27 protein-coding genes and 1 pseudogene are annotated in these 18943 nt (G+C 64.0%); 9 read left to right on the top strand and 19 right to left on the bottom strand.

The features are described 5' to 3' along the window. Window positions 1-6: 6 nt before the first annotated feature. A complete protein-coding gene (locus DYI20_RS03115; RefSeq protein WP_147472509.1) occupies window positions 7-975 on the bottom strand; it encodes a LapA family protein in 969 nt (322 codons plus the stop codon). A gap of 69 nt (window positions 976-1044) precedes the next feature. Then, entirely contained in the window at window positions 1045-1824 is a 780-nt protein-coding gene (locus tag DYI20_RS03110) for an LLM class flavin-dependent oxidoreductase (protein WP_243857807.1), read from the bottom strand. 20 nt (window positions 1825-1844) lie between these two features. On the opposite strand from DYI20_RS03110, the gene DYI20_RS03105 reads away from it, so the two are divergent. Next, window positions 1845-2375, top strand: coding sequence for a recombinase family protein (locus DYI20_RS03105; RefSeq protein ID WP_425320824.1), 531 nt, complete (start codon window positions 1845-1847; stop codon window positions 2373-2375). Continuing rightward, window positions 2288-2521 carry a hypothetical protein gene (locus DYI20_RS12875; protein ID WP_233491989.1) on the top strand — a complete coding sequence of 78 codons (234 nt, stop codon included), beginning with the start codon at window positions 2288-2290 and terminating at the stop codon, window positions 2519-2521. Before DYI20_RS03105 ends, DYI20_RS12875 begins: the two co-directional genes overlap by 88 nt. Before the next feature lie 101 nt (window positions 2522-2622). On the opposite strand, the gene DYI20_RS12440 is transcribed toward DYI20_RS12875, so the two are convergent. From DYI20_RS12440 to DYI20_RS03070, 8 genes are all read right to left on the bottom strand, one after another. After that, window positions 2623-2853: a low molecular weight phosphatase family protein gene (locus DYI20_RS12440; protein WP_166769962.1), complete on the bottom strand. Its 231-nt coding sequence runs from the start codon at window positions 2851-2853 to the stop codon at window positions 2623-2625. 72 nt (window positions 2854-2925) lie between these two features. Continuing rightward, window positions 2926-3093 carry a hypothetical protein gene (locus tag DYI20_RS12270; protein ID WP_166769961.1) on the bottom strand — a complete coding sequence of 56 codons (168 nt, stop codon included), beginning with the start codon at window positions 3091-3093 and terminating at the stop codon, window positions 2926-2928. A 46-nt stretch (window positions 3094-3139) separates the two neighbouring features. Then, on the bottom strand, window positions 3140-4018 hold the full coding sequence (locus DYI20_RS03095; RefSeq protein WP_122548847.1) for a permease: 879 nt from the start codon (window positions 4016-4018) through the stop codon (window positions 3140-3142). Beyond that, window positions 4008-4403 (bottom strand): ArsR/SmtB family transcription factor, encoded by a 396-nt coding sequence (locus DYI20_RS03090; protein ID WP_110101658.1) that lies wholly within the window; start codon window positions 4401-4403, stop codon window positions 4008-4010. Before DYI20_RS03090 ends, DYI20_RS03095 begins: the two co-directional genes overlap by 11 nt. A gap of 47 nt (window positions 4404-4450) precedes the next feature. Beyond that, on the bottom strand, window positions 4451-5521 hold the full coding sequence (locus tag DYI20_RS03085; protein WP_122548846.1) for an ArsO family NAD(P)H-dependent flavin-containing monooxygenase: 1071 nt from the start codon (window positions 5519-5521) through the stop codon (window positions 4451-4453). After that, window positions 5514-5939: an arsenate reductase ArsC gene (locus tag DYI20_RS03080; RefSeq protein WP_110098754.1), complete on the bottom strand. Its 426-nt coding sequence runs from the start codon at window positions 5937-5939 to the stop codon at window positions 5514-5516. The genes DYI20_RS03085 and DYI20_RS03080 overlap by 8 nt, the downstream gene beginning before the upstream one ends. Then, window positions 5936-7054, bottom strand: a complete 1119-nt coding sequence (arsB, locus tag DYI20_RS03075; RefSeq protein ID WP_110101660.1) for an ACR3 family arsenite efflux transporter — start codon at window positions 7052-7054, stop codon at window positions 5936-5938. Before arsB ends, DYI20_RS03080 begins: the two co-directional genes overlap by 4 nt. 38 nt (window positions 7055-7092) lie before the next feature. Beyond that, window positions 7093-7923, bottom strand: a complete 831-nt coding sequence (locus DYI20_RS03070; protein WP_122548845.1) for a methyltransferase domain-containing protein — start codon at window positions 7921-7923, stop codon at window positions 7093-7095. Between the two features lie 91 nt (window positions 7924-8014). Here DYI20_RS03070 and DYI20_RS03065 point away from each other — a divergent pair, with 91 nt between their 5' ends. Beyond that, window positions 8015-8398, top strand: coding sequence for an ArsR/SmtB family transcription factor (locus DYI20_RS03065; RefSeq protein WP_110098825.1), 384 nt, complete (start codon window positions 8015-8017; stop codon window positions 8396-8398). Between the two features lie 223 nt (window positions 8399-8621). Here the strand turns inward: DYI20_RS03065 and DYI20_RS12760 are convergent, their stop codons facing one another. Together DYI20_RS12760 and DYI20_RS03055 are read right to left on the bottom strand one after the other, a co-directional pair. Then, window positions 8622-8747 carry a hypothetical protein gene (locus DYI20_RS12760; protein WP_255410796.1) on the bottom strand — a complete coding sequence of 42 codons (126 nt, stop codon included), beginning with the start codon at window positions 8745-8747 and terminating at the stop codon, window positions 8622-8624. Between the two features lie 121 nt (window positions 8748-8868). Further along, window positions 8869-9306, bottom strand: a pseudogene (locus DYI20_RS03055) (recombinase family protein); the annotation flags it as partial. A gap of 21 nt (window positions 9307-9327) precedes the next feature. Here DYI20_RS03055 and cmtR (DYI20_RS03050) point away from each other — a divergent pair. Both cmtR (DYI20_RS03050) and DYI20_RS03045 read left to right on the top strand, forming a co-directional pair. Further along, on the top strand, window positions 9328-9687 hold the full coding sequence (gene cmtR / locus DYI20_RS03050) for a Cd(II)/Pb(II)-sensing metalloregulatory transcriptional regulator CmtR (RefSeq protein WP_006590980.1): 360 nt from the start codon (window positions 9328-9330) through the stop codon (window positions 9685-9687). After that, window positions 9684-10286: a cadmium resistance transporter gene (locus DYI20_RS03045; RefSeq protein WP_110101663.1), complete on the top strand. Its 603-nt coding sequence runs from the start codon at window positions 9684-9686 to the stop codon at window positions 10284-10286. Before cmtR (DYI20_RS03050) ends, DYI20_RS03045 begins: the two co-directional genes overlap by 4 nt. Window positions 10287-10506: 220 nt before the next feature. On the opposite strand, the gene DYI20_RS03040 is transcribed toward DYI20_RS03045, so the two are convergent. Both DYI20_RS03040 and DYI20_RS03035 read right to left on the bottom strand, forming a co-directional pair. Beyond that, window positions 10507-11355, bottom strand: coding sequence for a hypothetical protein (locus tag DYI20_RS03040; protein ID WP_122548843.1), 849 nt, complete (start codon window positions 11353-11355; stop codon window positions 10507-10509). 93 nt (window positions 11356-11448) lie between these two features. Continuing rightward, a complete protein-coding gene (locus tag DYI20_RS03035; protein WP_110098749.1) occupies window positions 11449-11787 on the bottom strand; it encodes a hypothetical protein in 339 nt (112 codons plus the stop codon). A 159-nt stretch (window positions 11788-11946) separates the two neighbouring features. Between DYI20_RS03035 and DYI20_RS03030 the strand changes: the two genes are divergently transcribed. Next, entirely contained in the window at window positions 11947-12477 is a 531-nt protein-coding gene (locus DYI20_RS03030) for a DinB family protein (protein WP_043057151.1), read from the top strand. Window positions 12478-12484: 7 nt separating this feature from the next. On the opposite strand, the gene merA is transcribed toward DYI20_RS03030, so the two are convergent. Next, entirely contained in the window at window positions 12485-13879 is a 1395-nt protein-coding gene (gene merA / locus DYI20_RS03025) for a mercury(II) reductase (protein ID WP_110110351.1), read from the bottom strand. Window positions 13880-13971: 92 nt separating this feature from the next. Here merA and DYI20_RS03020 point away from each other — a divergent pair, with 92 nt between their 5' ends. Continuing rightward, the gene (locus DYI20_RS03020) at window positions 13972-14361 is read left to right on the top strand and encodes a heavy metal-responsive transcriptional regulator (protein WP_043057152.1); all 390 of its coding nucleotides are present in this window, start codon (window positions 13972-13974) and stop codon (window positions 14359-14361) included. A 43-nt stretch (window positions 14362-14404) separates the two neighbouring features. Here the strand turns inward: DYI20_RS03020 and DYI20_RS03015 are convergent, their stop codons facing one another. The 4 genes from DYI20_RS03015 to DYI20_RS03000 form a co-directional block, all read right to left on the bottom strand. Next, complete coding sequence (locus DYI20_RS03015) at window positions 14405-15007, bottom strand: cadmium resistance transporter (protein ID WP_110110350.1); 603 nt, start codon at window positions 15005-15007, stop codon at window positions 14405-14407. Next, window positions 15004-15366 carry a Cd(II)/Pb(II)-sensing metalloregulatory transcriptional regulator CmtR gene (gene cmtR / locus DYI20_RS03010; RefSeq protein ID WP_043057154.1) on the bottom strand — a complete coding sequence of 121 codons (363 nt, stop codon included), beginning with the start codon at window positions 15364-15366 and terminating at the stop codon, window positions 15004-15006. Before cmtR (DYI20_RS03010) ends, DYI20_RS03015 begins: the two co-directional genes overlap by 4 nt. A gap of 276 nt (window positions 15367-15642) precedes the next feature. Beyond that, window positions 15643-15876: an antirestriction protein ArdA gene (locus DYI20_RS03005; RefSeq protein WP_233242821.1), complete on the bottom strand. Its 234-nt coding sequence runs from the start codon at window positions 15874-15876 to the stop codon at window positions 15643-15645. A gap of 111 nt (window positions 15877-15987) precedes the next feature. Continuing rightward, window positions 15988-16257: an LLM class flavin-dependent oxidoreductase gene (locus DYI20_RS03000; RefSeq protein WP_122548842.1), complete on the bottom strand. Its 270-nt coding sequence runs from the start codon at window positions 16255-16257 to the stop codon at window positions 15988-15990. A 128-nt stretch (window positions 16258-16385) separates the two neighbouring features. On the opposite strand from DYI20_RS03000, the gene dusB reads away from it, so the two are divergent. Both dusB and DYI20_RS02990 read left to right on the top strand, forming a co-directional pair. Next, window positions 16386-17621, top strand: a complete 1236-nt coding sequence (gene dusB, locus DYI20_RS02995) for a tRNA dihydrouridine synthase DusB (RefSeq protein WP_122548841.1) — start codon at window positions 16386-16388, stop codon at window positions 17619-17621. Then, the gene (locus tag DYI20_RS02990; protein WP_110098742.1) at window positions 17614-18924 is read left to right on the top strand and encodes a deoxyguanosinetriphosphate triphosphohydrolase; all 1311 of its coding nucleotides are present in this window, start codon (window positions 17614-17616) and stop codon (window positions 18922-18924) included. The genes dusB and DYI20_RS02990 overlap by 8 nt, the downstream gene beginning before the upstream one ends. Window positions 18925-18943 lie beyond the last annotated feature (19 nt).

Below are 18943 nucleotides of genomic sequence, written 5' to 3'. Positions count from 1 at the left end.
AGCTGATCAGATGTCGTGCACCACTCGGCGGTAGCCCGACTCAAAGTCCTTCCGGCCACGGGCGATGTTCTCACCAACTAACCGCAACCTGTCGGTACGCAATCCCACGGTGAGTGCATCTTGGAGCACTTCACGATTTTTTGGTGTAAAGAACAGAAAGCCCAGGATCCGCTGTGCCCGATGGAAAAGCGACTGTGCGTCGAGATCGTCGCCGCCGAGCGCCTCATAATAAACATTAGCAATCTCCACCGGGCTCAGATCCTTCAAACGCCCATGTGAGCCCAACATCACGGTGCGGTATACCGCCCATTGATCGATGTTGACACTGGCGGGCCAGAGGAAGCCGTACTCGTCGGTGATCCAGGTGCCGTGAGCGAGCCGCTCACGGATGACCTGGCTGGCCGCGGAGCTGACGCGGGTGACGAACCGTGGCCGGCAGGGCCAGAGGTGATCGAGCAGATATTCCGCCCGGGGCCGACCGGACATCCCCGACGTATCGGGGTACCGCAACCGCTCGCCCCAGCGTGGTTCCAAATACTGCTGCAACTGAACATTGTCGACCTCGGCGCCGGACTGTGTGAAGCGCATAATGGTCTCCGTCTCCCGGAGCACATCCTCCAACTGCGAGGTAATCATTTCGATGCGGTTCAGATCCCGATTCGATAAGCGGGGATTTGTGGCTACATCAGAACTTGGGTCCACAGGTGACACCGCCGGTGCCCAGAGTCGCTGGGCGCGCGCGTACTGTGTATGGAGACGTTGAATCGCTGGGTGCTGGCCGGTGACCCATTCGGGGTGGTCCAAGGCCTGAGCGGGGTCGGTTTCTCGCAGTGCCAGTTCCGACTGCAACCGCTTGATCTTGTGTTGTAAGGCGTTCAATCGGGCACGCTGGACACGACGTTGATATAAGAACACGGCACAACAGCCCACAGCGATCACCAGGGCCACCAGTAAGAAGAAGATCACAGGCTCCACGATGCTCACTCTATCTTGTGCGCTCGGTGTGGTGAGATGAAACGGTGGGACGCACGGCGGGCTGATCCATCACTTCCACCCCAGGTGCTCAAATACCCGGACCCAACTGGCAAAGAGGCGCCGGTTGGCAACCACGCCCCACTGGTTGGGGTTGGCCACCAGGAGCAGGTCAGCCTCTCGCACCGCCTGATCTGCGGCCAGCTGCTCCGCGACGCTGTCTACGGTGCCCACCACCGTGGGCCCGGACCGAGCTCGAGCACCATCGAGCATCCCGACAGAGTCTGTCTCCCCCGAGATCGGGGCATAACGGAGCTTGTCTTCGGCCGATTCGATCACGTAGATAGACCGAGTGACCGCCGTCTGTCCGCCTGTCGTGTGGCCCGAGGCAGTATAAGCGGCACGATACTCGGTGAGTTGGTGAGCCTGCTGGACATGGAAGGGGCGTCCGTCGTCTTCCAACAACAGGGTAGACGAGACCAAGTTATATCCCTGTTCGCCGGCCCAGACCGCCGACGAGGTGCTTCCGGCTCCCCAATACAGGCGGTTAATCAAGGTCGAGGAATACGGTTCGATGCGCAACCGGTCCACCCCCACCGGCGCCCAGGACGACTCCGGGTCAGCGTGAGCGATGGGCTCACCGGAGACTGCCTGTCGAATGCGTCCCCCGGTGTTGCGGGGATAGTCAGACCAGGACTGGCCCTGGTCACGGTGATAACCGAACTGGTGTTGCCCATCCAAGGCCGCCTCAGGAGAACCACGGGAGATCCCCAGATGTAGACGCGCATCGGAGATGAGATCGGTGGTGGCGGCTTCCTCGGCAAAGTACAGCGGATTCTCGTAGCGCAACATTCACCCGTAACATTGGATTCATGACGAGTCGCGTAGCCGCCTACATGCGGATCTCCCAGGACCGCACGGGCGACGGATGGGCCATCGACACCCAGCTCCGCAAGATCAGCGACCTGGCCACGCTGAGGGGCTGGCGGGTCGTCGCCGAGTACGAGGACTCCTCCGTCTCGGCCTCCAAGCCGCGTGGTGCCGGCACGGACTGGGCCAGGATGCTCAAGGACGCCGACGCCGGTCAGTTCGACACCGTGGTCGCCGTCGACATCGACCGCCTCCTGCGCAGCACCAAGGATCTGAACACGCTGATCGACCATGGGCTGCAGGTCGTCACGGTCGACGGCGAGATCGACCTCGCCACGGCCGATGGGGAGTTCCGGGCGACGATGCTGGCCGGCACGCGCGCTTCGAGGCCAGGCGCAAGGCGGAGCGGACGATCCGCTCGAACGAACGCCGTCGTACCGAGGGGATGCCGGTGCTCTCGGGCTGGACGCCGTTCGGCTACACGAAGGACGGGGCGCAGATCCCGGAGCAGGCCGAGGCGGGTGCGTACCTGATCCGGTCGGGCGGGGGCACCTTCCGCCAGTTCTACGACGAGCGGATGGAGCGGGTCGACAAGCTGCGGGCGCCGGGCAAGCAGCTCGAGGACGAGGCGCGTCGTCATGAGGACGAGGCGCGCAGGATCACCGGCAGGGTCCGATGATGGAGATGACGGAATAGCCCCGGCCAGGGCCGGACGGGGCTATCGGTGAAGAGGGAGAGGTCCATGCTCGGCAGGTGCGCTGGGCCGGTCATGATCTTGGGTCAGGTGAGTTCGGTGATGAGGTCGCGGATGCGGGAACCGATCTCGTTATGGATGGGGCGCACAGCGTCGAGCCCAAGTCCTGTGGGGTTGTTCAACTGCCAGTCCTCGTAGCGTTTGCCGGGGAAGACCGGGCAGGTGTCGCCACATCTCGTCGTGCTCACTGCAGCCGAGGTCTGCGCGGTATCGGTGGCGAGCAGCGTGGCATGGTCGGAGGGTTGGATTGCGCACACGGCGAGGGCCTTCGCCAGTGGCGGGGCCCTCGTGGCTGTTCCTATGACGGCATCGAAGTTCTGTGGATAGCGTCAGCCTTCCGTCTTGGCGTCCTGGCAGCAGTTCTCCTCCGTTGGCTGAGGCGTCGTAGTGTTGGTGTTCTGCTGCTTATCGTCTTCGTCGGCCGGGACGATCTCGACGTTGCAGCAGTCTGACTGCTCGTTCTTCGAGCGTCCGGTGAACAGGTCTTTCAGTCCCATGGTGGTTCCTTTCCTATGGTGGGTTTACGGGGGACAGTTGTAGGGATCAGGCTGTGATCGTGAGGATGTAGCCGCCGGCGATCGCCACGGTAAGGATGGTGACGACGTATGCCACGAGAAGCCGTGGCTTGAAGATCGCCGTGAGCATCGAGACCTCCGGCGGGGAGGCCCCGGCCCCGCCGATCATCAGGGCGAAGATCGGGCCGAGGGCCACACCGGCGGACTGGAGGGCCAGCCCGACCGGGAGCATGGTCTCCAAGCGGATGTAGAGCGGGATGCCGATGACCGCGGCCAGTGGCACCGCCCACCAGATGTTGGCTCCGGCGAAGGCGGTCAGCTGGTCCTCGGGGACGAACTCGTAGATCGCGGCTCCGATCGCCACGCCGATGAGCATGGGCACAAGCAGGGGGCGCAGATCGGTCCAGGCTTGGCGGAGCGCTCCGGGCATCTCGCCGCGCATTCCTTTCCACGGCTCGGGCGTCGTCTCGCCCTGCACGCGCACGCGCTTGAGCGCCTTCTTCAGGCCCAGGCCGCGCCATACCCACGGGATGATCAGTGAGACGGCCAGGGTGAAGAGCGTGTAGACGATCGCGGTCGTCCACCCGAAGATGATTCCGATGCTGCCGACGATGATCGGGTTGAGCAGCGGTGAGGCGATGAGGTAGGTCATCGCGGTCTGGAAGGCGACCCCGGCGTTGAGCATTCCGACCAGCATCGGCAGTGTCGAGCAGGAGCAGAATGGAGTCACCGCCCCCAAAAGTAGTCCCTTGATGGATCCGGGGACTTTCCCGCTGCTCATCCAGTCACGCATCTTCTCCGGGCCGAATCGCCGGTTGATCAGCGCGACGGCGGTCGAGACGACGAGGAACAGGGCCAGCAGCTCGCCCAGCAGCAGTGCGAAGGTGCCGAGCGTGTCAGTCAGCATCGGTCACCACACTGCGTGCCGGGATCTCGGCCTCGGTGCAGCAGGCTCGCTGTCCGGCGGGAGTCAGGGTGGCAAGGTGGGCCAGCCATTGGACTGGGGCGGCCAACTGTTCGCAGCAGATCGAGATGAGGTTCGACCGGCCCTGCGGGGTCACGTCGATCAGTTCCGCTTTAAGCAGGGCGGAGACGTGGTGGCTGACCAGCGCCTGACTAAGGCCGGTGGCCTCCTGCAGCTGCTTGTTCGTCTTGGCGCCATCGGCGAGGCACAGCACGATCGTGAGCCGGTTCTCATCGGCCAGGGCCGAGAGGGTGGGGGCCAGGTAGGCGGCGCGTTCTTTGGCTGAGAGGTCCGAGGCCACGGCCGGAATTTGTATCGGTGAAGACATACCTCCACACTAACAAGCCACTGCTTATGACACAAGCGACGGCTTATCTATTGTGGGGGTGACGCCTCGGGGAGGTGGCTGGTGATGTCATGGACTGCGTCCTTGGCGGTCCTGCCCGCCCCGATCAGGGTGGCTGAGGCGAAGCCGGTCCAGTCCCCGTACCCGAGCAGGTGCAGGCGGGGCTCGTCGGCAGAGCGTGTGCCGATGGTCTTGGGCACGCCGTTCTCGCGCCTCAGGCCCAGGGACGCGAGATGGTTCAGGGTGGGGCGGAAGCCGGTGCACCAGATGATCGCGTCGTAGGGATCCATGGTGCCGTCGCTCCAGGCCGCTCCCTCGGCGGTGAGCCGGTCGAACATGGGGCGGGGGCGCAGCACGCCGCGGTCGCGGGCAGCACGGACACTGGGGACCATGACGATGTCGCCCAGACCGGAGACGCCATCGGCCTGGGTTCCCGCCTTCCGGGCGGCTTCTTCTCGGGTGGCGGTGTCGAAGAGGACGCGGCCGTCGACGTCGTCGGGCATGAACCGGGGCGGGTGTCGGGTCGCCCAGGTCGTCTCCGCGATGGTGGAGACCTCGGCGACGATCTGCGCGGCGGAATTGCCGGCACCGACGACCAGCACCCGCTGGCCGCGGAATCGCTCCGGGACGGAGTAGTCGACCGTGTGTAGCTGCTCGCCCGCGAAATCGGCCATGCCCGGATAGGCGGGCATGAAGGGGGTGTCCCAGGTGCCGGTGGCGCTGATGACGAACTCGGCGTTCCAGGTGCCCCGGTCGGTCTCAACGCTGAGCCCGCGGCTGTGGGCGCGGACGCCGCTGACCTGGACGGGCCGGTGCACGGGCAGCTCGTAACGCTGTTCGTAGTCGTGCAGGTACTCGACGACGTGACCGGCGGTGGGGAACGTCTCGCCCCGCTGGCGCGGCATTGGCCAGCCCGGTAGCGGGCTGTACTCGGCCGGGGAGAACAGTCGCAGTGAGTCCCAGCCGTGACGCCAGGCCCCGCCTGCACGGTCCTGCCGGTCGAGGATCACGAAGTTCAGCCCCGCCCGGCGCAGATAGTAGCCGGCGGCCAGGCCTGCTTGGCCGCCGCCGATCACCACGACGTCGGCGTGCTCACTCATCGGTCTCCTGAGGAACGAGCAGTTCGGCGATGAGGACGCGGACGCGGGTCTCGATCTCGTTCCGGATAGTACGCACGGCGTCGAGCCCACGCCCTGCGGGGTCGTCGAGCTGCCAGTCCTCGTAGCGCTTGCCGGGGAGAAACGGGCAGGTATCGCCGCACCCCATGGTGATGACGACATCAGCGGTCTGCACCGCGTCGGTGGTCAGCAGCTTGGGCCGCTCGGCGGTGATGTCGATGCCGACCTCGCGCATGGCCTCGACCACGGCCGGGTTGAGCTGGTGGGCGGGCTCCGACCCAGCGGAGCGGACCGCGATGCGGCCCGCCGCGTGGTGGGTGAGGAAGGCGGCGGCCATCTGGGAGCGTCCGGCGTTGTGGACGCAGACGAACAACACCGTCGGAGGGGTATCGGTGGTCATCGGGGGCTCGTTTCTGTCTGGTAGGGGTCGGTGTGGAACCAGCGGCGTGCAGCCCACAGGGAGACGTAGACGAGAGCGACGAGGACAGGCACCTCGATCAACGGGCCGACCACCCCGGCCAGCGCCTGCCCACTGGTTGCGCCGAAGGTGCCGATGGCGACGGCGATGGCGAGTTCGAAGTTGTTGCCCGCCGCGGTGAATGCCAGCGTGGTGGATCGGGCGTAGCCGAGGCCGATGCCCTTGCCGAGCAGGAGGCCTGCGAACCACATGAACGCGAAGTAGACCAGCAGCGGCAACGCGATCCTCGCGACATCGAGGGGATTCTGCGTGATGGTTTCGCCTTGGAGGGCGAAGAGCAGCACGATCGTGAACAGCAGCCCGTAGAGCGCCCACGGCCCGACGCGCGGGATGAACTTCTCTTCGTACCAGGCGCGGCCCTTGCGTTTCTCGCCGATCCAGCGGGTCGCGAACCCCGCGACCAGCGGTACGCCGAGGAAGACGAGCACGTTGAGGGCGATCTGCCCGACCGAGACGTCCAGGCCCTGGGTGTCCAGGCCCAGCCAACCAGGAAGCACGGTGAGGTAGAACCATCCGAGCACGGAGAACATCACGACCTGGAAGATCGAGTTGATCGCGACCAGCACCGCGGTCGCTTCCCGGTCGCCGCAGGCCAGGTCGTTCCAGATCACCACCATCGCGATACAGCGGGCGAGACCGACGATGATGAGGCCGGTGCGGTACTCGGGCAGATCGGGCAGGAACAGCCAGGCGAGGGCGAACATGACCGCGGGGCCGAGCAGCCAGTTCAGCACCAGCGAGGACACCAGGAGTTTCTTGTCGCCGATGACGGCGGCGATCTTGTCGTAGCGGACTTTCGCGAGCACCGGGTACATCATCACCAGCAGGCCCAGTCCGATCGGCACCGAGATGCCGGCGACCTCCATCCTCGTGAGCACGTCAGCCAGGGCGGGGATGAAGCGGCCCAGGAGGAGGCCGGCGATCATCGCCAGCCCGATCCAGACCGGCAGCCACTTATCCAACGTCGACAACTGCCGCCTCGCCGCAGCCGCAGGCGCTGGGGTGTTCGTGCTCTTGGTGTTCGGGGGTGCCGGCATCGTGCTGCTCAGTCTCCTCGTCAGCTCGGGGTATGCGGTTAGTTCGTAGGCTTAGTGGCGCGGATGATCGCGGCGTGCATCCCGTCCGCGGGCTCGTGCGTGAACTCCACGCTCGCACCCGTGAACCCCGCCTTGGCGAGGCCGTCGAGGTACTCGGTCTTCGACAGGGCTCCGGCGATACACCCAACGTAGGAACCGCGCTCAGCACGCTCTTCGGGGGTGAGGGGGTCTTCGGCGACGACATCGGAGGCCCCGATACGGCCACCCGGCGCGAGGACGCGGAACATCTCGGCAAGGTCGGCGGGCTTGTCGGTGGAGAGGTTGATGACGCAGTTGGAGATCACCACATCCACCGACCCGCCCGAAAGCGATATGTCCTCGATGGTGCCCTTGAGGAACTCGACGTTCTCCGCCCCGGCCTCGTTCTTGTTCTTCTCGGCCAGCGGGAGCATCTCGTCGGTCATGTCCACCCCATAGGCGAACCCCGACTTACCGACCCTGCGGGCGGGGAGCAGCACATCGAGGCCGCCACCGGAGCCGAGGTCGAGGACGCGCTCACCCTTGTGGAGTTCGGCGACCGCCGTGGGATTGCCGCAGCCCAGGCTGGCCTCGACCGCCTCCAATGGGAGTCCGGCGGCGGTCGCCTCGTCGTAGAGGCCCGCGCCGAAGCTCCGCTCGGTCGGAGCACAGCACGAACCCGAATCCGGCTCAGTGCCCTCGGCGGCAGTCGTGCTGGAACAGCACGAGGAGACGGGGGTCTCCTCGGTGAGGAGGTCGGCGTTGCAGGTGCCGGTGGTGACCGCGGTCGCGGCCTGGGCGTAGCGGGCGCGGACCTGCTCACGCAGCTCGGTATTCTCGTTCTCGCTCATTGCCTGCTCCATTTCCCGCGGGTACCCCGACTACATATTGATGCTCGTCGATGTATCGACAGTTGTCAATGCATGGCGTAGGGTCGAGGGCATGCCGATCTCACTGTCGCTGGTCGCGACCGACACGGGAGGATGTTGCGCCCCCGTCACGGGTGGGGTGCTCGCGGTCGAGGATGCGCAGCAGTTGGCGCGGATGTTCAAGGCCCTCGGTGATCCCACGAGGGTGCGGTTGGTGTCGATGATCGCTGCGCAGTCCGGCGGGGAGGCGTGTGTGTGCGATCTGACCGAGCCTGTCGGCCTCTCCCAGCCCACGGTCTCGCATCACATGAAGCAGCTCGTCGACGCCGGCCTGGTCACGCGTGAGCAGCGCGGCAAGTGGGCCTACTACGCGGTCGTTCCCGAGATCCTGGGGATGCTCTCGGCCGCGCTCGACCCGCAGACACTGAGCACTGACACTCCCGCGTGCTCCTGCTGAGGAGATTCGGGGTTCAGCGGCGCAGGGCGGCGTAGCGGTTCCACGCTGCTCCCGCGAGGGTTCCAGTTCGTCGGCCTCATGCTCAAGGCAGGGCTACTGGTGCTGCCGGAGGATGACGGCCCGACTTCCGCGAGACGAAGGGTGCCCTGCGCACGGCATGGCGCGAGTTCCAGGCGTTCCAGGCCCGCTCGCCCATCTGGCGGCTCGCGCTCATGGCGGCGCTCTACACCGTCGGCTTCATGGTCGTGCGGCTGCTGTTGACGCAGGCGATGGGGATCTTCGAGAACGTCTGGATCGCAGGCGGCATCTCGGCGCTCGTCGCCTCGGTGATCGTCGCCCCGACGCTCATCAGCAACCTCATCAAGGGGGTCGGCTCCAAGATGGGCGTGAAGGTCACAAGGGACAAGAGCTGTGGATGTGATGGCTTGGTGGCGGGTTTCTGTGATCTCTCAGTGGCGGTGCAGGCGCGATCAGGTGGCGGCCGTGGTGCGGCGCAGCTCGCGGTAGATGGTGGTGCGGGAGACGTTGAACAGCTCGGCGAGCTCGGCTTGGGTGTGTTCGCCGGCGGCGTGCAGCGTCAGCAGGTGCTTGCGCTGAGAGGGCGAGAGCTTGGGCTTCTTGCCTTTGAGTTTGCCCTTGGATCTGGCGATGGCCATGCCCTCGCGGGTGCACAGGCGGATGAGGTCCGCCTCAAACTCGGCCACCATGCCGAGCACGTTGAACAGCAACCGGCCGACGGCATCGTTGGGGTCGTAGACGCTGCCTCCGAGACTGAGCGCCACTCCCTTGATGGTGAGCTCGTCGGCGGTGTCCCTCGCGTCCGGGAGCGAGCGCGCCAGTCGACGTACGGTGAAGGATCCCCTTACGGGCATGCGATCTGGGCTGACGCCTGTGACCGAGTGTTCAGTACCTGCTGTATAGTTAAGTTCATGCTGACTATTGCTTCGCGTCTCGACGTGATGAACCGCCTGGGTCGTGCACTGGCCGACCCCACTCGATCCCGGATCATCTTGACCCTGCTCGACCATCCCGCTTACCCGGCGGAACTGGCCCGAGATCTGGACCTGACACGCCCGAACGTGTCCAACCATCTGGCATGCCTGCGCGATTGCGGGATCGTCGTCTCCGAGCCCGAGGGTCGTCGGACACGATATGAGATCGCCGATTCGCACCTGGCGCAGGCGCTAACGGCACTGGTCGATGCCACCCTGGCAGTGGACGAAGACGCCCCGTGCATCGATCCCGCCTGCTCGCTTCCCGGATGCGACGCAGCTGGGGAGGGCGCATGATCCTCACCTCGGTCTTGCAGGCGATGGGCCTGTTCGCAGCGACCAACATCGACGACATCATCGTGCTCTCCCTCTTCTTCGCGCGAGGGGCAGGCCAGCGCGGCACTACCGCCCGCATTTTGGCCGGCCAGTACCTCGGATTCGCCGGCATCCTCGGTGCCTCGGTCCTGGTGACCATCGGCGCCGGAGCATTCCTGCCCTCGGCAGCCATCCCGTACTTCGGTCTCATTCCTCTGGGCCTCGGCCTCTGGGCCGCATGGCAGGCCTGGCGCGGAGACGATGACGACGATGACGACGAGGCCAAGGTTGCCGGCAAGAAGGTCGGCGTGTGGACAGTCGCAGGCGTCACCTTTGCCAACGGCGGCGACAACATCGGCGTCTACACCCCTGTCTTCCTCAGCGTGGAACCTCTCGCAGTAGTCGCCTACTGCATCGTCTTCCTCGCGCTCGTCGCGGTCCTGGTGGCCCTGGCAAAGTTCGTCGCCACCCGCCCCCCGATCGCCGAAGTGCTCGAACGCTGGGAGCACATCCTCTTCCCCATCGTTCTCATCGGCCTCGGCATCGTGATCCTCGTCAGCGGCGGAGCCTTCGGACTCTGACGTAGCGGCAGCGCTCCAAACGGCCCCGACCGGGCGCACCCCTCTCGGTTCAGACCGCGACACCTACCTGCAGCCAGTCCTGGGTGATCGCGGCAACAAGACCGCCACGGAGCGTTGCAAAAACCCCGCCACGAAGCGAACGAAGCCACAACCACACCTCCCGATGCCCGGTGATCCGACGGAGGAGGATCGACGGGCGCCCCGGTCTGCGTGGAGGACCTCAGCCCTCCTCGAGTCGACGCAAGATGTTCGCCAGCAGGATCACGGCATCCGCGGTGATGCCGGTCGTGGTCCGGTCGGCCTTCGGTGAGTGCTTCATCTTGTGGGCGAGAGCCGACGCCTTCTTGGTCAGCCCCCGCAGCTCCTCATTGGACTTGCCGGGCAGACGGTGGTCGATGTACGCGCCGATGCGGATGTCGGTCTTGTCGACCGGAGGCTCTGAGAGTACCGGAGGGCAGTGCACCTCAGGATCGTAGACGTGGGCGCTGAGCGCCTCGAGGACGCCGACGCAACGGTTGCCCACATCCTTGTAGTCGACAGGCGTGGAGGCTGACCTGAAGCGCTGCCGTAGCTGTGAGATGTGATCGTCGACGTCAGTCCAGCCGAGATCGCCGTGCGGCGAGATGCCTTCGGCCAGTTCGCCAAGGAACTGCCACTCTTCGGCCTCCTCAAGCTGATCCTGGATTGGCCGAAACACCTTCTCGATGATGTCGCGGCGGGCTTGCCACTTCCCATAGGCACCTTCAGCGATCCAGTGACTGTGGAAGGACGAGAAGTCACGCCATGGAGGGTCGAAGACGATGCCCCTCCGCTTGAGGAGCATGCGGAGCGCCTTGAGTGCGGCCCTCGCCTCGTCCTCGTCGGTCCGCAGGTGCGACTTCTCGGTGCCGTAGGACTCGTACTCTGCTCGGACGAGCCTGGTGAGCTCGAGCGCGGTCTCCAGCGGGTTCGGGTCGTAAGCGGTGCCCTGTGCGAGCTGGGTGATCAGGTCGGCGTTGAGAACCGGCTTCGATGAATCCCAGGGGTTGTCAGTCCCCGCTGGCTCCTCGAAGAAGTCTTTGATGCGCATGCTTCATTATCCCACGACTCCTGCATTCACGCAGATCAAGAAAGAGACCCTCGAGGAGCGAGCGGATGCTCCCCGGGGGTCTCGTGATCACGCTCAGCTCTCCTGCTTCTGCAGTAGCTTCGAGCTGACGTGGTTCTGGTGCGGGATGGTGATCGAGCCGTCGTCGTTGACCGTGCCGTAGACGTTGTAGCTCATGAGTCCGACGAAGGTCAGCTCATCGCCGTTGCGGGTCCAGGAACAGTCATCGTCGATCTCGGCCTGCGGGTTGGTCCGCTCCTGGTGGCCGCAGGTGCTGTCCTCGCCGAGGACGAGCATGTATCGGCCCTCCTTGGCGTCGAGGTAGGTGCCCTCGAGGCTGTCGCCACTACAGCCGGTGAGCAGGGCGCTGGCGGCGATGGCGAGCGTGGTGGCGGTGATCAGGTGGCATCGCATGGTGGGGCTCCTATGGGAGGCAGAGATCTGTCAGACATGCTATGCCCGATTAGATGCTGCGTACGTGTGCGCAACTATGCTGCCAAGACAGGTTGAAATGCAGTCCATAATAAAAGGACAAGGCGAGCAAGACCCCGCTCCGGACCGAAGAAGGTCACCGTGATAGACCGTGCTGAGATCACCGTTGGATATCTGCACGCCTGTGGCGATCTGGAAACCTTCCTCGCGCTGGCTGGTGACGCCGAGTTGCGTAGCCGAAGCGCCGGTACGCGCTGGACCAACGAAGAATTGTTGTTTCACATGGTGTTCGGTTACATGGTGACCCGACGCCTGCTGCCCCTCGTCAAGTGTTTCGGTCGGTTGCCACCGTCCGTGGGGAATGCCTTTGCTGGGTTGCTCGATGCCGGGACCAAGCCCTTTGATTGGGTCAATTACTGGGGGTCTTGGGCGGCATCGCGCGTGTACAATCGTCACCGGATGGCCCGGAAGTTGCGTCGGGTCACGACCACGCTGGCCGCCAACCTGGAAACCGAGTCCCACGCCTCCTTGGGGCTGCAGATGGCGTTTCCCACCCGGTGGGATCCATTTTTTCGGCCGGTGATGACCGTGGCCGACCTCTACGCCTACCCCACGAAACATTTCGCCTTCCACGCCCAGCAACTGAGTTTCCTGCCCCACACCCCCGAATAACAAAGGGTCAGGCACAACAAGACGTGGGCAGCTCGTCATGGAAGGTGCCTGCCACCAGGCGCAGTGCTTCGGAGGTGGTCAGATAGGGTGCCCAGGTGTCGGCGAGGTGGCGGGTGGTCATCCCCGCGGTGATCGCATAAGTTGCCGGGAGCAGGAGCTCTGCTGCGTGATCGCCGATAGCGCTGATGCCCAGGATTTTGTCGGTTCTTGTTTCGGCGACCATCTTCAGCGCCCCGCAAGTGTCGTGATTGACTAAGGCGCGCGGCAGGTCTTGGAAGCTCAGCACCCGGGAGTGACACCGGTACCCGGCTCTCCGGGCCGCGGCTTCGGTCAGTCCGGCCGTGGCCAGTTGGGGGCGCGAGAAGATCACGGCAGGTAGGCCGGTGTAATCGACTTTCGTGGCCGGCACTTGCGGATCGGTGCGCAGGGCATTGGCCGCGGCAGCTTTGCCGGTGGCCGCGGCGACGTAGACATATTGCGGGGCCGCCGTAACGTCACCGGCAGCAAAGACCCGCGCATTGGTGGTGCGCTGGTGGTCATCGACGAGGATGAATCCCTCCTGGTCGGTGGTGATACCTGCGGCGGGCAGGTTGAGATGCTCGGTGGACGGGCGGCGGCCGGTGGCCACCAGCAGGCGCTCAGCACACAGGCTGCGTCCCGAGGCGGTGGCCACCTGGATCTGGTCATGCTCCTGGGTCACCCCGGTGGCGTGCTCTTCGAGCACCGTAATCCCATCGAGGGTCAGGGTTTGTCGGAGGATGGCGGTCATTTCTGGCTCGGCGGTGGGGGCTATCCGGCCGATGATCGTCACCCGGGTGCCCAAGTCGGCAAAAAGCTGGGCTTGTTCGATGCCGACGTAGCCGCCGCCGATAATAATCATGGACTCGGGCAGCTCGGTCAGTGCCATGGCCGTGGTCGAGGTCAGATAGTCCACCTCGTCCAACCCGGTCACGTCCTGTGGTAAGGCTGGCACCGCGCCGGTGGCCAGCACAATCGAACCGGCTGTCACCGGGGTCCCATCCACCACCAGGGTGTCGGGATCAACAAAGGAGGCCTCCCCGGTGCGGATCTGGAACCCATGCGCGGCCGCGACCTCAGCGTATTTGGTGTCTCGCAGCCGGGTGATTAGCTGGTCTTTTTGTCCGACCAGCGACCCCAGATCCACGCCCGCGGCGGAGGTGGGGACCCCGGGGAACGGGTTGGTCAGGGCGGCTTGCCGGGTGCCGGCCGCGGCCAACAGCGTTTTGGACGGGACGCATCCGATGTTCACGCAGGTGCCACCGAGGGTGTCCCGCTCGATCACCAACACCTCTTTGCCGGCCCGCCGGGCTGTAATGGCTGCCGCCATGCCAGCGCCACCGGAGCCCACCACCACCAGATCAACGTCGAAACCTTGTACCATCTGTTTGCCTCTTTCTTTGGTCTGCACCCAGTATGAACCTTCCAGTACACTGGAAGGTCAAGTCCGACGATCATAAAGGAGCCTTGAGTTCAATGAGGATTGGCGAATTGGCAGACGCTGCCGACACCACCACCAAAACGCTGCGCTATTACGAAGCCATCGGGCTGCTGCCACCCCCGGATCGGGCCCCGAACGGCTACCGAGACTACCCCGAAGCGATGCTCTGGCGACTCGATTTCATCCGTCGAGGCCAACGCGCGGGACTGTCCCTGGCCCACATCGGTGAGATTCTGCGGATGCGCGATACCGGCCAGCCGCCTTGCGCCCACGTCGACGCGCTGCTGGCCAACCGTCTGACCGAGCTCGACCAGCAGATCGCTGACCTCATCCAATTACGCCAGACCGTCACTGCCCTGCACCACACCAGCCGCGCAGCGGACCCCGCCACGTGCCACGCCGAGGCCATCTGCACCAACCTCTGACCGCCAGAGCTGATGACTGCAAGAACTGTTCAACCGCTGTGGCTTAGAGACCGAAGGCTCCGCCGCTGATGAGGATCACAATGCCCAGCCCAATGAGGACTGCTGGAAACAGAATGTGTTCCCACCGTTCCAGGGCTTCGGCGATAGGTTTCCTGGACGTAATCCATCGAGCCACAAACACCAGGACGGCGACGAGGAGTAAGAAGACGATGCAGTAGGCCAGGATTGTGCTCCAGCTAACACTGACGAACACTGGCACATAGACCCCGATATTGTCGCCACCATTGGCGAAGGTCACCGCGGCCACGGTCCAGACCGAGACTCGCTTGCCTTCCAGCTGTGCTGCGTCGTCATCGTCGTCGTCGCGATTGCGCCACGCCTGCCATGTTGCCCATAGGCCTAGCCCCAGTGGGATCAGGCCAAAATAAGGCAGCACTTGGTCAGGTAGCAGCGCTTGGGCGCCCAGGGCCGCAAGCACGGCAGCCCCGAGAATGCCGAGGAATCCGAGATATTGTCCCAGCAGGATACGGCGGGTGGTGCCGGGTTGTCCTTGGCCTCGGCCGAAGAACAACGACAAGATAATGATGTCGTCGATATTGGTGGCGATGAACAGCCCAACTGCTTGCGCAATGGAGGACAGGATCACGCACTCACCTCCGCAACGTCACTACAGTCCCCCACAGTGCAGGCCGGGTCGATGCACGGTGCGGCCTCATCGACGGCCAGGGTCGTGTCCACCAGCGCCGTCAGTGCCCGAGTCAGGTGTGGGTCGGCGATCTCATAGCGCGTCTGGCGTCCCTGGTGGTGCGCCACCACAATCCCACAGTCCCGCAGACAGGCCAGATGGTTTGACACGTTCGACCGCGTCAGCTCAAGGTTCTGGGCGAGTACCGCCGGATACTCTGGCCCACGCAACAGGGTCAACAGGATGCGGGACCGCGTGGGGTCAGCCATGGCTCGACCCAAGCGGTTCATCACATCAATACGTGCATCATTCGTCAGCATGCGCTGAACTATACAGCAGTGACTGAATAGTTCTTCTGGGTTTTACGAGAAGTGGAGTAGATCGATGCTCACCCTAAAGAATTTCCACCACGACAACAGTTGAGTACTGTCAAAGAGGGTATAGGCGCGTTTACGTGACAGTGCAGTAAACGCGCCTATAGCTCAGAGGTTGCGGAAGACGAGGACGCCGCCGTCCTCGGCGACGTAGCTGCCGGACCGCACCCAGGCGAAGAGGGCCTCCTGCTGGTGCTCCGGCACCGAGGTGAGGACGCGGCCCTACTGGGCCGCGGTCATGGGGTCCATCTCGCCGGTGACAGGGATGCCCTCGTGGTCCATCACCCAGAGTTCCTCGTGGTCGGTCGCGTGACCGTGCAGCTGGGCAGGCGTGACCTCGTCGCAGTCCTCGGCGTCGTACCACCTGCCGACGAGATCGCCGTCGTTGTAGCAGGCCAGACAGCCAAGCCACGCGCGGGGCTCGGTGTGACGGATGATCTTGTGCATGATGGCCATGTGGGTCCTCCTCGTCCGCGAGCAGGCTGATCACCTACTCCTCAGGAGGTCTCCCGGCCACGCCTCGCGTGGCGTGTCAGCGGCCGCTGTGCCGCCTCGACGTCACGACCGTCATGAAGCTAAGTGCTCGTAGCGCAAGTCGATCACGCCGGTCCCGAGTTCAATGGTCGAGGTCCGCGCCGCCATCGCAGCCAGCGTGGGGAACGGCGCTGAAAACATCGACTGAAAATGATGCGAGCGAATCCAGGCGGCATCCAGCCCAACCTGCTCGCCAGCGACAGTCATCTGAATCTGGTCGTGCAGGGCTTGGCGCGCGCCACCAGTCCCGTTTTGTCCTTGGGTCCAGTGTCCAAAGTTCAGAAACCCGAGTTTCTTCTTCATGCTCGGTTCAACAATTGATCATCGGGCTTCATTCCTGGTGATTATTCCAGGTGATGTTGCTTGCTTTACGCGCTGTGGACCGCCTGCGGTGGTCCCTGCCGGCCAGGATCTGGGATAATTGAGCAATCATGACAACTACTGTGACTTCTTCTGTGCGAGAACAGCGCATCGCGACTGGTACCGGAGATCAAGGCCGTCCGCACCACACCACGGAGAAAACCACCCTGACGTTGCCCCCATTGCAGATCGGACCGTTGACCATTCCGGTCCCGGTGGTGTTGGCACCGATGGCCGGGATCACCAATACCGCGTTTCGTCGTCTGTGCCGCGAGTACGGTGGCGGGCTCTACGTCAACGAAATGGTGACCGCCCGTGCCTTGGTAGAACGCAAACCGGAGTCGATGCGGATTATCTCCCACGACCCCGATGAGGTACCGCGGTCCGTGCAACTGTACTCCGTGGACCCGGTCACCACTCGCGCTGCTGTGCGCATGCTGGTCGAAGAAGATCACACCGACCATATCGATTTGAACTTTGGCTGCCCCGTCCCGAAGGTCACCCGCAACGGCGGGGGATCGGCGCTACCGTGGAAGATCGATCTGTTCACCTCCATCGTCAAGGGCGCCGTGGACGAAGCCGGCGATATTCCGGTCACGATCAAAATGCGTCGCGGGATCGACGAGGAGCACCTCACCGCCCTGGAAGCGGCCCGTCGGGCTGTGGATCTGGGGGTCTCGGCGATTGCACTCCACGGGCGCACCATGCGCCAGCACTACTCCGGTCAGGCCAACTGGGACTCCATTGCCGAACTGAAAGCAACCGTCAGCGAGGTTCCGGTGCTGGGCAATGGTGATATCTGGTCTGCCGAAGATGCCATCGCGATGGTCGAATACACCGGTGTCGACGGGGTGGTCGTCGGTCGCGGGTGCCAGGGCCGCCCCTGGTTGTTTGGGGATTTGCAGAATGCCTTCACCGGATCGGAAGAGCGCTTCCGGCCCGGACTGGGCACCGTTGCCGATGCGCTCTACCGCCACGGCGAACTACTGGTCGACACCTACGGCGATGAGCTCAAAGCCATGCGCGATATTCGCAAACACGTCTCCTGGTATTTCAAGGGCTACCCGGTCGGCGGAGAAATTCGACGCTCGATGGTTACCGTGGAGACCCTGGACCAGTTGCGTGAGCTCCTGGACACCCTGGACCGGTCGATCCCGTACCCCGGTGCGGTCGCTGAGGGCCCCCGCGGTCGAGCCGGTGGCCCGAAGAAGCCCCACTTGCCTGAGGGTTGGCTGGACTCGCAAGAACTCAATACCGAACAGCAGGCGATGATCCACGCTGCAGAACTGGATATCTCCGGTGGTTAGACAGCAACCCCTCTTCGGCCCCGAAGACCGTCCACCCTATGCCGGCCAAGCGGTACAGACACCCGGGTATACCGATTGGGACCGACAACGCTGGTTAGCTGAACCGCCGAAGTCCTCCTACCGCTCCGACTATGAGCGTGACCGGGCTCGCGTGGTGCACTCGGCGGCACTGCGTCGGCTGTCGGCCAAAACCCAGGTGCTCTCACCCGGAGATGATGATTTCACTCGCACCCGGTTGACGCACTCACTGGAGGTTTCACAAGTGGGACGCGAGCTAGGCCGCTCGTTGGGATGTGATCCTGATGTGGTCGATACCGCCTGTCTGTCACATGATCTCGGGCACCCACCGTTCGGACACAACGGCGAAAAGGCCCTGGACACACTGTCTCAGCACATCGGCGGATTCGAAGGCAACGCTCAAACCCTACGGTTGCTGGCCCGATTGGAGCCCAAAAAATCCTTCGCAGACGGTACCTCTGCCGGGCTGAACCTCACCCGGGCCAGCCTGGATGCCGCTTGCAAATACCCCTGGACCCGTCAACCCGGTGTGCGGAAATTTGGGGTCTATGAAGACGATCTGCCAGTGTTCACCTGGTTCCGACAAGGTCTGACCGGCACCAGGAAATCCATGGAAGCCCAAGTCATGGATCTCGCCGATGATATTTCCTACTCGGTGCACGACATCGAAGACGGGGTGGTCTCCGGGCACTTCCAACTGCATTGGCTCAAAGACCCCGAACAGCGCGCCCGTGCGGTGTCCACAATCCAGGCCTGGTACCTGCCCGACACCGATGAAGCCACCATCGAGGCCGGGCTCGACCGGCTGGAACACGCACCAGAATGGGTCGGTCGGATCGACGGGTCCCGCCAAGCCCGCTCACAGCTCAAGGACATGACCTCCCAACTCATTGGGCGATTCTGCACCTCAGCGTTCAACGCCACCCGTGAGGTCTACGGCAATGACCATCTCACCCGACACAACGCCAACGTGGTGGTTCCCGAAGACACCGAGGTCGAAATCGCGGTCATGAAAGGAATCGCGGCCACCTACGTGATGGAATCCGAAGAACGGCAACCGTTTTACGCCCGACAACGCGAGATCCTGAGTGAATTGGTCGAGCTCTTGGCTGAGAACGACGACCGCTATCTGGAGCCGATCTATGCCCGCGACTGGCAGCGGGCCGACGATGCCGGCAAATTCCGAGCTGTCATCGATCAGGTGGCATCACTGAGCGACTACGCGGCGCTACAGTGGCACGGCAATCTGGTGGCGGGTAACGCCGAACCCACTCGCATTAACTAGTGGTCTCCTGAAACTACTC

It is taken from the genome of Auritidibacter ignavus, from assembly GCF_003703835.1.
Taxonomy (GTDB): domain Bacteria; phylum Actinomycetota; class Actinomycetes; order Actinomycetales; family Micrococcaceae; genus Auritidibacter; species Auritidibacter ignavus.
This window is presented reverse-complemented; position numbering and strand designations above follow the sequence as displayed.

Coding starts and splice junctions, on each gene's coding strand:
- DYI20_RS03110 (WP_243857807.1), bottom strand. CDS start 1,824: ATGTTGCGCTACGAGAATCCGCTGTACTTTGCCGAGGAAGCCGCCACC.
- DYI20_RS03105 (WP_425320824.1), top strand. CDS start 1,845: ATGACGAGTCGCGTAGCCGCCTACATGCGGATCTCCCAGGACCGCACG.
- DYI20_RS12875 (WP_233491989.1), top strand. CDS start 2,288: ATGCCGGTGCTCTCGGGCTGGACGCCGTTCGGCTACACGAAGGACGGG.
- DYI20_RS12270 (WP_166769961.1), bottom strand. CDS start 3,093: ATGGGACTGAAAGACCTGTTCACCGGACGCTCGAAGAACGAGCAGTCA.
- DYI20_RS03095 (WP_122548847.1), bottom strand. CDS start 4,018: ATGCTGACTGACACGCTCGGCACCTTCGCACTGCTGCTGGGCGAGCTG.
- DYI20_RS03090 (WP_110101658.1), bottom strand. CDS start 4,403: ATGTCTTCACCGATACAAATTCCGGCCGTGGCCTCGGACCTCTCAGCC.
- DYI20_RS03085 (WP_122548846.1), bottom strand. CDS start 5,521: ATGAGTGAGCACGCCGACGTCGTGGTGATCGGCGGCGGCCAAGCAGGC.
- DYI20_RS03080 (WP_110098754.1), bottom strand. CDS start 5,939: ATGACCACCGATACCCCTCCGACGGTGTTGTTCGTCTGCGTCCACAAC.
- arsB (WP_110101660.1), bottom strand. CDS start 7,054: ATGCCGGCACCCCCGAACACCAAGAGCACGAACACCCCAGCGCCTGCG.
- DYI20_RS03070 (WP_122548845.1), bottom strand. CDS start 7,923: ATGAGCGAGAACGAGAATACCGAGCTGCGTGAGCAGGTCCGCGCCCGC.
- DYI20_RS03065 (WP_110098825.1), top strand. CDS start 8,015: ATGCCGATCTCACTGTCGCTGGTCGCGACCGACACGGGAGGATGTTGC.
- DYI20_RS12760 (WP_255410796.1), bottom strand. CDS start 8,747: ATGAGCGTCGGGGCGACGATCACCGAGGCGACGAGCGCCGAGATGCCG.
- cmtR (WP_006590980.1), top strand. CDS start 9,328: ATGCTGACTATTGCTTCGCGTCTCGACGTGATGAACCGCCTGGGTCGT.
- DYI20_RS03045 (WP_110101663.1), top strand. CDS start 9,684: ATGATCCTCACCTCGGTCTTGCAGGCGATGGGCCTGTTCGCAGCGACC.
- DYI20_RS03040 (WP_122548843.1), bottom strand. CDS start 11,355: ATGCGCATCAAAGACTTCTTCGAGGAGCCAGCGGGGACTGACAACCCC.
- DYI20_RS03035 (WP_110098749.1), bottom strand. CDS start 11,787: ATGCGATGCCACCTGATCACCGCCACCACGCTCGCCATCGCCGCCAGC.
- merA (WP_110110351.1), bottom strand. CDS start 13,879: ATGGTACAAGGTTTCGACGTTGATCTGGTGGTGGTGGGCTCCGGTGGC.
- DYI20_RS03020 (WP_043057152.1), top strand. CDS start 13,972: ATGAGGATTGGCGAATTGGCAGACGCTGCCGACACCACCACCAAAACG.
- cmtR (WP_043057154.1), bottom strand. CDS start 15,366: ATGCTGACGAATGATGCACGTATTGATGTGATGAACCGCTTGGGTCGA.
- DYI20_RS03005 (WP_233242821.1), bottom strand. CDS start 15,876: ATGGCCATCATGCACAAGATCATCCGTCACACCGAGCCCCGCGCGTGG.
- DYI20_RS03000 (WP_122548842.1), bottom strand. CDS start 16,257: ATGAAGAAGAAACTCGGGTTTCTGAACTTTGGACACTGGACCCAAGGA.
- dusB (WP_122548841.1), top strand. CDS start 16,386: ATGACAACTACTGTGACTTCTTCTGTGCGAGAACAGCGCATCGCGACT.